Source organism: Pseudomonas atagonensis, assembly GCF_011369485.1.
Lineage (GTDB): Bacteria > Pseudomonadota > Gammaproteobacteria > Pseudomonadales > Pseudomonadaceae > Aquipseudomonas > Aquipseudomonas atagonensis.
In genome coordinates, this window is record NZ_VXCA01000003.1 from 321,693 (window position 1) to 330,666 (window position 8,974).

An 8,974-nucleotide genomic window follows, 5' to 3' on the forward strand; every position below is an offset into this window, starting at 1 on the left:
CGATTAACCCTCGACACGCAGCATGTAGTAAGCCTTGTTGATCATCCCGCGATTCTCGGGAGTATCCTGGACTTCTACAGTGTGACCGATGCGACGCAGACCCAGACCCTTAACGCACAGTTTGTGGTTAGGGATACGGCCGGTCATGCTTTTGATCAGCGTAACTTTAACGGTAGCCATGATCAGAAGATCTCCTGGACGCTTTTGCCACGCTTGGCGGCAATGGATTCAGGGGACTGCATAGCTTTCAAACCTTTGAAAGTGGCGTGAACCACGTTTACCGGGTTAGTCGAGCCGTAGCACTTGGCCAGAACGTTCTGAACGCCAGCAACTTCGAGGACAGCACGCATAGCGCCGCCAGCGATGATACCGGTACCTTCAGAAGCAGGCTGCATGTACACCTTCGAAGCGCCGTGAGCGGACTTCATTGCGTACTGCAGAGTAGTGCCGTTCAGGTCAACTTGGATCATGTTGCGGCGAGCAGCTTCCATTGCCTTCTGGATCGCAGCAGGCACTTCACGCGACTTGCCACGGCCGAAGCCAACACGCCCTTTACCATCACCAACCACGGTCAACGCGGTAAAAGTGAAGATACGGCCGCCTTTAACGGTTTTGGCTACGCGGTTAACTTGAACCAGCTTCTCGATGTAGCCTTCGTCGCGCTTTTGGTCGTTATTTGACATAACTTAGAACTCCAGCCCAGCTTCACGAGCAGCATCAGCCAGCGCTTTAACGCGGCCGTGGTACTTGAAGCCAGAGCGGTCGAAAGCCACTTGCGAGACGCCAGCGGCCTTAGCACGCGTAGCGACCAGCTGGCCAACCTTTGTGGCCGCGTCGATGTTGCCAGTGGCGCCATCACGCAGTTCTTTATCCAAAGTCGAGGCGCTTGCCAGGACTTTGTTGCCGTCGGCCGAGATGACCTGGGCGTAGATGTGCTGCGACGAGCGGAACACGCAGAGACGCACGACTTCGAGTTCGTGCATTTTCAGGCGTGCTTTGCGAGCGCGACGCAGTCGAGTAACTTTTTTGTCGGTCATTTGCTATGCCCTACTTCTTCTTGGCTTCTTTACGACGGACGACTTCGTCCGCGTAGCGCACACCTTTGCCTTTATACGGCTCTGGTGGACGGAAGTCGCGGATCTCGGCAGCCACTTGACCTACCAGCTGCTTGTCGATGCCCTTGATCAGGATATCGGTCTGGCTAGGAGTCTCAGCGGTGATGCCTTCCGGCAGTTCGTAATCCACTGGGTGCGAGAAGCCAAGGGCCAGGTTCAAAACCGTGCCTTTTGCTTGCGCTTTGTAACCAACACCGACCAGCTGGAGCTTGCGCTCGAAGCCTTGGCTTACGCCCTGGACCATGTTGTTTACCAACGCACGCGTGGTACCGGCCATTGCGCGAGTTTGTTGATCGCCATTGCGAGCAGCGAAACGCAGCTCACCGGCCTCTTCAACGATCTCAACGGACGAATGGATGTTCAGTTCAAGAGTACCCTTGGCACCCTTCACCGAAAGCTGTTGGCCTGCGAATTTTACTTCGACACCGGCTGGCAGCTTAACGGGGTTCTTAGCGACGCGAGACATGCTTATCCCCCCTTAGAACACAGTGCAAAGAACTTCGCCGCCGACACCGGCAGCGCGCGCAGCACGATCCGTCATCACACCTTTGTTGGTGGAGACGATAGACACGCCAAGACCGCCACGAACTTTCGGCAGATCTTCAACGGACTTGTACTGACGCAGGCCTGGACGACTAACGCGCTTCACTTCTTCGATAACCGGACGGCCTTCGAAGTACTTCAGCGAGATGGACAACGACGGCTTAGCGTCGGTGGTGATCTGAAAATCCGCGATGTAACCTTCGTCCTTCAGGACTTTTGCTACAGCCACCTTCAGCGTGGAAGACGGCATGCTTACGACAGACTTTTCAGCCATCTGGGCATTACGGATTCGAGTTAGCATGTCCGCTAACGGGTCCTGCATACTCATGGGCTAGACGCTCCTAATACAGAAAAATTAGCCTTGCGGCTACTACTTGTCGCCGAGAACTTCCGGGCATGAAAAACACGGGCTCAGGCGAGCCGGTCATTCTAGACACACCCCAGAAATGAATCAAGCCCCAAAAGGGGCTTGATTCAGATTCAAAGCAACCGATGGTCAGGTTCTTGCAAACCCGACCATCGAGACTTTGACAGCGATTACCAGCTGGCTTTAACCAGGCCTGGAACGTCACCACGCATTGCAGCTTCACGCAGCTTGTTACGGCCAAGGCCGAACTTGCGGTAAACGCCGTGCGGACGACCAGTCAGGCGGCAACGGTTACGCATGCGCGAAGCACTTGCGTCACGTGGTTGCTTCTGCAGAGCTACGGTAGCTTCCCAACGCGCTTCTGGACTTGCGTTCAGATCGACGATGATAGCTTTCAGCGCTGCACGCTTGGTGGCGTACTTGGCAACAGTGAGCTGACGCTTCAGCTCACGGTTTTTCATGCTCTTCTTGGCCATTTTCCTACTCCAATCAGTTGCGGAACGGGAATTTGAAAGCACGCAGCAGAGCGCGGCCTTCATCATCGTTCTTGGCAGTGGTGGTCAGGGTAATGTCCAGACCGCGGAGAGCATCGATCTTGTCGTAGTCGATTTCCGGGAAAATGATCTGCTCTTTCACGCCCATGCTGTAGTTGCCACGACCATCAAAGGACTTGGCATTCAGGCCGCGGAAGTCGCGAACCCGAGGCAGGGAGATCGACAGCAGACGATCCAGGAACTCGTACATACGCTCACGGCGCAGGGTCACTTTGACGCCGATCGGCCATCCTTCGCGGACTTTAAAGCCAGCGATGGATTTACGAGCGTAGGTCACAACGACTTTCTGGCCGGTGATCTTTTCCAGGTCAGCAACAGCGTGCTCGATGACTTTTTTGTCGCCGATCGCTTCGCCCAGACCCATGTTCAGGGTGATTTTTGTAACGCGCGGAACTTCCATCACGTTCGAAAGCTTAAGTTCTTCCTTAAGTTTCGGAGCGATTTCCTTCCGGTAAATCTCTTTTAGTCGTGCCATGGTCTTCTACCTAGCAGTGTTCAAGCATCAACCGCTTTTTGGGTCGACTTGAAGACACGAATTTTCTTACCGTCTTCTACTTTGAAACCAACGCGGTCAGCCTTGTTGGTTTCGCCGTTGAAGATGGCGACGTTGGAAGCGTGCAGTGGCGCTTCTTTCTCGACGATACCGCCCTGTACGCCCGACATCGGGTTAGGCTTGGTATGACGCTTGACCAGGTTCAGACCACCAACAACCAGACGGTTGTCAGCAAGAACCTTCAGCACCTTACCGCGCTTACCTTTGTCTTTGCCGGCGATCACGATGATCTCGTCGTCACGACGAATCTTTTGCATGTCGGATCTCCTTACAGCACTTCTGGGGCGAGCGAGACGATCTTCATGAACTTCTCAGTACGAAGTTCACGGGTCACTGGCCCAAAGATACGGGTGCCGATCGGCTCTTGCTTGTTGTTCAGAAGAACAGCAGCGTTGCCATCAAAGCGGATAATGGAGCCATCAGCACGACGAACGCCGTGACGAGTGCGGACTACAACAGCAGTCATCACTTGGCCTTTTTTCACTTTACCGCGAGGAATTGCTTCCTTCACGGTAACTTTGATGATGTCACCGATACCAGCGTAACGACGATGGGAGCCACCCAGCACCTTGATGCACATAACGCGGCGAGCGCCGCTGTTATCGGCCACATCGAGCATGGATTGAGTCTGAATCATATAATTTCTCCGACCCCTAGCCCTTAGACTTCCACAGCGCGTTCGAGAACATCAACCAGCGCCCAAGACTTGGTCTTGGCCATCGGACGAGTTTCACGAATAGTGACTTTGTCGCCGATGTGGCACTGATTGGTTTCGTCGTGCGCGTGCAGCTTAGTCGAACGCTTAACGTATTTACCGTAGATCGGGTGCTTAACGCGACGCTCGATCAGAACGGTGATGGTTTTGTCCATCTTGTCGCTGACAACACGGCCAGTCAGCGTACGGACAGTTTTTTCGGCTTCAGCCATGATTACTTACCTGCCTGCTGGTTGAGCACAGTCTTCACGCGAGCGATGTCACGCTTAACTTGCGAGAGCAGATGAGACTGCCCCAACTGGCCAGTTGCCTTCTGCATACGCAGATTGAACTGGTCGCGCAGCAAGCCGAGCAGTTGCTCGTTCAGCTGCTGTGCGGATTTTTCACGAAGTTCATTCGCTTTCATCACATCACCGTCCGTTTAACAAAGGAGGTGGCGAGCGGCAGCTTTGCAGCAGCCAGGGCGAAAGCCTCACGCGCCAGCTCTTCAGAAACACCCTCGATTTCATACAGGACTTTGCCTGGCTGAATCTGGGCAACCCAGTACTCCACGTTACCCTTACCTTTACCCATACGAACCTCGAGAGGCTTCTTGGAGATCGGCTTGTCCGGGAATACACGGATCCAGATCTTGCCGCCACGTTTTACGTGACGGGTCAGAGCACGACGCGCTGACTCGATCTGACGAGCGGTGAGACGACCACGAGCAACAGACTTCAGCGCGAACTCGCCGAAGCTGACTTTGCTACCGCGCAGTGCCAGACCACGGTTGTGGCCGGTCATCTGCTTGCGGAACTTCGTACGCTTTGGTTGCAACATTTGGCGTACCCCTTACTTAGCAGCTTTTTTACGAGGCGCTGGTGCTTGCGGCTTCAGCTCTTCTTGGCGACCACCGATTACTTCGCCTTTGAAGATCCAAACCTTTACACCGATCACACCGTAAGTGGTGTGAGCTTCGTAGTTGGCATAGTCGATGTCGGCACGCAGGGTGTGCAATGGCACACGACCTTCGCGATACCATTCAGTACGTGCGATTTCAGCACCGCCGAGACGACCGCTCACTTGGATTTTGATGCCTTTGGCACCAATGCGCATGGCGTTCTGTACTGCGCGCTTCATAGCGCGGCGGAACATTACACGACGCTCCAGCTGCTGAGCTACGCTCTGCGCAACCAGCATACCGTCGAGCTCCGGCTTGCGGATCTCTTCGATATTGATGTGCACAGGCACACCCATTTGCTTGGTCAGGTCCTGACGCAGTTTCTCAACATCTTCACCTTTCTTCCCGATAACGATACCTGGACGAGCGGTGTGGATGGTGATGCGTGCAGTTTGGGCCGGACGATGGATATCGATACGGCTTACGGACGCGCTTTTTAGTTTGTCTTGGAGATACTCACGCACCTTCAGATCAGCGAACAAGTAGTCCGCATAAGTCCGACCGTCTGCGTACCAGACGGAGGTGTGCTCCTTGACGATTCCCAGGCGAATGCCAATGGGATGTACTTTCTGACCCATCTCTTCGACTCCGTTACTTGTCAGCAACCTTGACAGTGATATGGCAAGACCGCTTGACGATGCGATCAGCACGGCCTTTGGCACGTGGCATGATGCGCTTCAGCGAACGCCCTTCGTTGACGAAAACGGTGCTGACCTTCAGGTCATCAACGTCTGCGCCTTCGTTATGCTCGGCGTTGGCTACGGCCGACTCCAGCACTTTTTTCATGATCTCGGCGGCTTTCTTACTGCTGAAAGCCAACAGGTTGAGCGCTTCGCCCACCTTCTTCCCGCGGATCTGGTCGGCGACCAAGCGGGCTTTCTGGGCGGAGATTCGAGCGCCCGACAACTTAGCGGCTACTTCCATTTCCTTACCCCTTAACGCTTGGCTTTCTTGTCAGCCACGTGCCCACGATAAGTGCGGGTACCGGCGAACTCGCCCAGTTTATGGCCAACCATGTCTTCGTTCACGAGAACTGGGACGTGCTGACGGCCGTTGTGTACTGCGATGGTCAGACCGACCATTTGTGGCAGGATCATGGAACGACGCGACCAGGTTTTAATTGGTTTGCGATCGTTCTTTTCCGCCGCCACTTCGATCTTCTTCAGTAGGTGAAGATCAATAAAAGGACCTTTTTTCAGAGAACGTGGCACTGTCGTATCCCTCTATTTACTTGCGACGACGGACGATCATTTTGTCGGTACGCTTATTACCACGAGTCTTCGCGCCCTTAGTCGGGAAGCCCCATGGCGATACCGGATGACGACCACCAGAGGTACGACCTTCACCACCACCATGTGGGTGGTCAACCGGGTTCATGGCAACACCACGAACGGTTGGGCGAACGCCACGCCAGCGTTTGGCACCAGCTTTACCCAGCGAACGCAGGCTGTGCTCGGAGTTCGAGACTTCGCCCAGGGTCGCACGGCATTCAGCCAGGACTTTACGCATTTCACCGGAACGCAGACGCAGGGTAACGTACACACCTTCACGAGCGATCAGCTGAGCCGAAGCACCAGCGGAACGAGCGATCTGTGCACCTTTACCTGGCTTCAGTTCGATGCCGTGTACGGTAGAACCGACTGGAATGTTGCGCAGTTGCAGAGCGTTGCCTGGCTTGATTGGAGCCAGAGCGCCTGCGATCAGCTGGTCGCCAGCACTCACGCCTTTAGGGGCGATGATGTAGCGGCGCTCGCCGTCTGCGTAGCAGAGCAGTGCGATGTGAGCAGTACGGTTTGGATCGTATTCGATACGCTCGACAGTGGCGACGATGCCATCTTTGTCGTTGCGACGGAAATCGACCATACGATAATGCTGCTTATGACCACCACCGATGTGACGAGTGGTAATACGGCCATTGTTGTTACGACCACCAGTCTTCGATTTTTTCTCGAGCAGCGGTGCGTGAGGAGCGCCTTTATGCAGCTCCTGGTTGACCACCTTGACCACAAAACGGCGGCCAGGGGAAGTCGGTTTGCATTTAACGATTGCCATGATGCACCCCTTCCTTACTCAGCACTGCTGCTGAAATCGAGATCTTGGCCTGGCTGAAGGGAGATAACTGCCTTCTTCCAGTCATTACGCTTGCCCAGACCGCGAGCAGTGCGCTTGCTCTTACCCAGAACGTTCAGGGTAGTGACGCGCTCTACTTTCACGCTGAACAGGCTTTCGACGGCCTTCTTGATTTCCAGCTTGGTTGCATCAGTAGCAACCTTGAAAACGAACTGGCCTTTCTTGTCTGCCAGAACCGTAGCCTTCTCGGAAACGTGCGGGCCAAGCAGAACTTTAAATACGCGTTCCTGGTTCATCCCAGCAGCTCCTCGAATTTCTTCACGGCCGACACGGTGATCAACACCTTGTCGTATGCGATCAGACTAACTGGATCGGAACCTTGAACGTCACGTACATCTACGTGCGGCAGGTTACGAGCAGCCAGGTACAGGTTCTGATCAACAGCGTCCGACACGATCAGAACGTCGGTCAGGCTCATGTTGTTCAGTTTGCCCAGCAGATCTTTGGTTTTCGGAGTTTCAACAGCGAAATCCTGAACCACGACCAGACGATCAGTACGCACCAGCTCAGCAAGGATGGAACGCATTGCTGCGCGATACATCTTCTTGTTCAGCTTCTGGGAGTGATCCTGTGGACGAGCTGCGAAAGTGGTACCGCCGCCACGCCAGATTGGGCTACGGATAGTACCGGCACGAGCACGGCCAGTACCTTTCTGACGCCATGGGCGCTTGCCGCCACCACGAACGTCGGAACGGGTCTTTTGCTGCTTGCTACCTTGACGGCCGCCGGCCATGTAGGCCACGACTGCTTGGTGAACCAGCGTCTCGTTGAACTCGCCGCCAAATGTCAGTTCGGAAACTTCGATCGCTTGAGCGTCATTTACATTTAATTGCATGTCAGCTTCCCCTTAACCGCGAGCCTTGGCTGCTGGACGTACAACCAGGTTGCCGCCAGTAGCGCCAGGAACAGCGCCCTTGACCAACAACAGATTGCGTTCAGCGTCCACGCGCACTACTTCCAGGGACTGCACGGTCACGCGCTCAGCGCCCATATGACCGGACATTTTTTTGCCCTTGAATACACGACCAGGAGTCTGGCACTGGCCGATAGAGCCTGGGACGCGGTGGGATACGGAGTTACCGTGGGTGTTATCTTGCCCGCGGAAATTCCAACGCTTGATCGTACCCTGGAAGCCTTTACCCTTGGACTGACCGGTTACATCAACCAGTTGACCAGCGGCGAAGATTTCAGCGTTGATCAGATCGCCAGCCTGGTACTCGCCTTCTTCAAGACGGAATTCCATGGTGGTGCGACCAGCGGCAACGTTCGCTTTAGCGAAGTGGCCTGCCTGAGCTGCTGTTACACGCGAAGCACGACGCTCGCCGACAGTGACTTGCACTGCACGATAGCCATCGGTCTCTTCAGTTTTGAACTGGGTGACGCGATTCGGCTCGATCTCAATGACCGTGACCGGAATGGAGACACCTTCTTCGGTGAAAATACGGGTCATACCGCATTTACGACCGACTACACCAATAGTCATGTTGTAAACCTCATGAGTGTACGGGGCTTTCACCCGCTATGGCCGCCCATTTCAGAGCGTTACACGACTAAGACCGAGTCTTAGCCGAGGCTGATCTGCACTTCCACACCGGCCGCAAGATCAAGCTTCATAAGAGCATCAACGGTTTTATCCGTTGGCTGGACGATGTCCAGAACGCGCTTATGAGTGCGGATTTCGTACTGGTCACGCGCGTCTTTGTTGACGTGCGGGGAAACCAGAACGGTAAACCGCTCTTTACGGGTAGGCAGTGGAATTGGACCACGCACTTGAGCACCAGTACGTTTCGCGGTTTCCACGATTTCCTGGGTTGATTGGTCGATCAGGCGATGGTCAAAAGCCTTCAACCTGATACGGATTTGCTGATTTTGCATTGGATTTCAGACTCCGGCTGCTATTCCCACCGGGCGCAATACGCCCGTTAAAAGGAGGCGCAATTCTATAGACGCCCCTGATAGGTGTCAACCCAATAAAAAAGCCCCCGCTAAGCGGGGGCTTTTTTCAATTCATCAAGCTGACTCTATAAAAGAGATTACTCGATGATTTTAGCTACGAC

The 8,974-nt window shown here is 54.5% G+C and carries 20 protein-coding genes; all 20 read right to left on the bottom strand.

Going from position 1 to position 8,974, the window contains the following annotated elements; all coding sequences use genetic code 11:
• Positions 1-3: 3 nt before the first annotated feature.
• The 20 genes from rpmD to rpsJ all read right to left on the bottom strand — a co-directional run bounded on the left by rpmD (position 4) and on the right by rpsJ (position 8,792).
• The gene (gene rpmD / locus F2P67_RS02670; protein WP_003176408.1) at positions 4-180 is read right to left on the bottom strand and encodes a 50S ribosomal protein L30; all 177 of its coding nucleotides are present in this window, start codon (positions 178-180) and stop codon (positions 4-6) included.
• Between the two features lie 2 nt (positions 181-182).
• Complete coding sequence (rpsE, locus tag F2P67_RS02675; protein ID WP_010566852.1) at positions 183-683, bottom strand: 30S ribosomal protein S5; 501 nt, start codon at positions 681-683, stop codon at positions 183-185.
• A 3-nt stretch (positions 684-686) separates the two neighbouring features.
• Positions 687-1,037 (bottom strand): 50S ribosomal protein L18, encoded by a 351-nt coding sequence (gene rplR, locus F2P67_RS02680; RefSeq protein ID WP_003186037.1) that lies wholly within the window; start codon positions 1,035-1,037, stop codon positions 687-689.
• 10 nt (positions 1,038-1,047) lie between these two features.
• On the bottom strand, positions 1,048-1,581 hold the full coding sequence (rplF, locus tag F2P67_RS02685; RefSeq protein ID WP_003176412.1) for a 50S ribosomal protein L6: 534 nt from the start codon (positions 1,579-1,581) through the stop codon (positions 1,048-1,050).
• A 12-nt stretch (positions 1,582-1,593) separates the two neighbouring features.
• Positions 1,594-1,986: a 30S ribosomal protein S8 gene (gene rpsH, locus F2P67_RS02690; protein ID WP_007966178.1), complete on the bottom strand. Its 393-nt coding sequence runs from the start codon at positions 1,984-1,986 to the stop codon at positions 1,594-1,596.
• Positions 1,987-2,195: 209 nt separating this feature from the next.
• Positions 2,196-2,501, bottom strand: coding sequence for a 30S ribosomal protein S14 (gene rpsN / locus F2P67_RS02695; RefSeq protein ID WP_003228726.1), 306 nt, complete (start codon positions 2,499-2,501; stop codon positions 2,196-2,198).
• Between the two features lie 13 nt (positions 2,502-2,514).
• Positions 2,515-3,054, bottom strand: coding sequence for a 50S ribosomal protein L5 (gene rplE, locus F2P67_RS02700; protein ID WP_003210069.1), 540 nt, complete (start codon positions 3,052-3,054; stop codon positions 2,515-2,517).
• A 20-nt stretch (positions 3,055-3,074) separates the two neighbouring features.
• Positions 3,075-3,389 (bottom strand): 50S ribosomal protein L24, encoded by a 315-nt coding sequence (gene rplX / locus F2P67_RS02705; RefSeq protein WP_003186046.1) that lies wholly within the window; start codon positions 3,387-3,389, stop codon positions 3,075-3,077.
• An 11-nt stretch (positions 3,390-3,400) separates the two neighbouring features.
• Entirely contained in the window at positions 3,401-3,769 is a 369-nt protein-coding gene (gene rplN, locus F2P67_RS02710) for a 50S ribosomal protein L14 (protein ID WP_002555479.1), read from the bottom strand.
• A 23-nt stretch (positions 3,770-3,792) separates the two neighbouring features.
• Positions 3,793-4,059: a 30S ribosomal protein S17 gene (gene rpsQ / locus F2P67_RS02715; RefSeq protein WP_003194644.1), complete on the bottom strand. Its 267-nt coding sequence runs from the start codon at positions 4,057-4,059 to the stop codon at positions 3,793-3,795.
• A gap of 2 nt (positions 4,060-4,061) precedes the next feature.
• Positions 4,062-4,253: a 50S ribosomal protein L29 gene (gene rpmC / locus F2P67_RS02720; protein ID WP_002555481.1), complete on the bottom strand. Its 192-nt coding sequence runs from the start codon at positions 4,251-4,253 to the stop codon at positions 4,062-4,064.
• Entirely contained in the window at positions 4,253-4,666 is a 414-nt protein-coding gene (rplP, locus tag F2P67_RS02725; protein ID WP_003228729.1) for a 50S ribosomal protein L16, read from the bottom strand. The genes rpmC and rplP overlap by 1 nt, the downstream gene beginning before the upstream one ends.
• A gap of 12 nt (positions 4,667-4,678) precedes the next feature.
• Positions 4,679-5,365: a 30S ribosomal protein S3 gene (rpsC, locus tag F2P67_RS02730; protein WP_003176422.1), complete on the bottom strand. Its 687-nt coding sequence runs from the start codon at positions 5,363-5,365 to the stop codon at positions 4,679-4,681.
• A gap of 13 nt (positions 5,366-5,378) precedes the next feature.
• Positions 5,379-5,711: a 50S ribosomal protein L22 gene (gene rplV / locus F2P67_RS02735; RefSeq protein WP_003103908.1), complete on the bottom strand. Its 333-nt coding sequence runs from the start codon at positions 5,709-5,711 to the stop codon at positions 5,379-5,381.
• Between the two features lie 11 nt (positions 5,712-5,722).
• Complete coding sequence (gene rpsS, locus F2P67_RS02740; RefSeq protein ID WP_003228731.1) at positions 5,723-5,998, bottom strand: 30S ribosomal protein S19; 276 nt, start codon at positions 5,996-5,998, stop codon at positions 5,723-5,725.
• A gap of 16 nt (positions 5,999-6,014) precedes the next feature.
• Entirely contained in the window at positions 6,015-6,839 is an 825-nt protein-coding gene (gene rplB / locus F2P67_RS02745; RefSeq protein ID WP_003228734.1) for a 50S ribosomal protein L2, read from the bottom strand.
• Between the two features lie 14 nt (positions 6,840-6,853).
• A complete protein-coding gene (gene rplW, locus F2P67_RS02750; protein ID WP_002555488.1) occupies positions 6,854-7,153 on the bottom strand; it encodes a 50S ribosomal protein L23 in 300 nt (99 codons plus the stop codon).
• The gene (gene rplD, locus F2P67_RS02755; RefSeq protein WP_003228735.1) at positions 7,150-7,752 is read right to left on the bottom strand and encodes a 50S ribosomal protein L4; all 603 of its coding nucleotides are present in this window, start codon (positions 7,750-7,752) and stop codon (positions 7,150-7,152) included. Before rplD ends, rplW begins: the two co-directional genes overlap by 4 nt.
• A gap of 12 nt (positions 7,753-7,764) precedes the next feature.
• Positions 7,765-8,400: a 50S ribosomal protein L3 gene (rplC, locus tag F2P67_RS02760; protein ID WP_003228738.1), complete on the bottom strand. Its 636-nt coding sequence runs from the start codon at positions 8,398-8,400 to the stop codon at positions 7,765-7,767.
• Positions 8,401-8,480: 80 nt separating this feature from the next.
• Complete coding sequence (gene rpsJ / locus F2P67_RS02765) at positions 8,481-8,792, bottom strand: 30S ribosomal protein S10 (protein WP_003186070.1); 312 nt, start codon at positions 8,790-8,792, stop codon at positions 8,481-8,483.
• Positions 8,793-8,974: the final 182 nt, after the last annotated feature.

Bases quoted from the DNA above. Each gene is read 5' to 3' on its own strand.
- rpmD (WP_003176408.1), bottom strand. From the start codon at position 180: ATGGCTACCGTTAAAGTTACGCTGATCAAAAGCATGACCGGCCGTATC.
- rpsE (WP_010566852.1), bottom strand. From the start codon at position 683: ATGTCAAATAACGACCAAAAGCGCGACGAAGGCTACATCGAGAAGCTG.
- rplR (WP_003186037.1), bottom strand. From the start codon at position 1,037: ATGACCGACAAAAAAGTTACTCGACTGCGTCGCGCTCGCAAAGCACGC.
- rplF (WP_003176412.1), bottom strand. From the start codon at position 1,581: ATGTCTCGCGTCGCTAAGAACCCCGTTAAGCTGCCAGCCGGTGTCGAA.
- rpsH (WP_007966178.1), bottom strand. From the start codon at position 1,986: ATGAGTATGCAGGACCCGTTAGCGGACATGCTAACTCGAATCCGTAAT.
- rpsN (WP_003228726.1), bottom strand. From the start codon at position 2,501: ATGGCCAAGAAGAGCATGAAAAACCGTGAGCTGAAGCGTCAGCTCACT.
- rplE (WP_003210069.1), bottom strand. From the start codon at position 3,054: ATGGCACGACTAAAAGAGATTTACCGGAAGGAAATCGCTCCGAAACTT.
- rplX (WP_003186046.1), bottom strand. From the start codon at position 3,389: ATGCAAAAGATTCGTCGTGACGACGAGATCATCGTGATCGCCGGCAAA.
- rplN (WP_002555479.1), bottom strand. From the start codon at position 3,769: ATGATTCAGACTCAATCCATGCTCGATGTGGCCGATAACAGCGGCGCT.
- rpsQ (WP_003194644.1), bottom strand. From the start codon at position 4,059: ATGGCTGAAGCCGAAAAAACTGTCCGTACGCTGACTGGCCGTGTTGTC.
- rpmC (WP_002555481.1), bottom strand. From the start codon at position 4,253: ATGAAAGCGAATGAACTTCGTGAAAAATCCGCACAGCAGCTGAACGAG.
- rplP (WP_003228729.1), bottom strand. From the start codon at position 4,666: ATGTTGCAACCAAAGCGTACGAAGTTCCGCAAGCAGATGACCGGCCAC.
- rpsC (WP_003176422.1), bottom strand. From the start codon at position 5,365: ATGGGTCAGAAAGTACATCCCATTGGCATTCGCCTGGGAATCGTCAAG.
- rplV (WP_003103908.1), bottom strand. From the start codon at position 5,711: ATGGAAGTAGCCGCTAAGTTGTCGGGCGCTCGAATCTCCGCCCAGAAA.
- rplB (WP_003228734.1), bottom strand. From the start codon at position 6,839: ATGGCAATCGTTAAATGCAAACCGACTTCCCCTGGCCGCCGTTTTGTG.
- rplW (WP_002555488.1), bottom strand. From the start codon at position 7,153: ATGAACCAGGAACGCGTATTTAAAGTTCTGCTTGGCCCGCACGTTTCC.
- rplD (WP_003228735.1), bottom strand. From the start codon at position 7,752: ATGCAATTAAATGTAAATGACGCTCAAGCGATCGAAGTTTCCGAACTG.
- rplC (WP_003228738.1), bottom strand. From the start codon at position 8,400: ATGACTATTGGTGTAGTCGGTCGTAAATGCGGTATGACCCGTATTTTC.
- rpsJ (WP_003186070.1), bottom strand. From the start codon at position 8,792: ATGCAAAATCAGCAAATCCGTATCAGGTTGAAGGCTTTTGACCATCGC.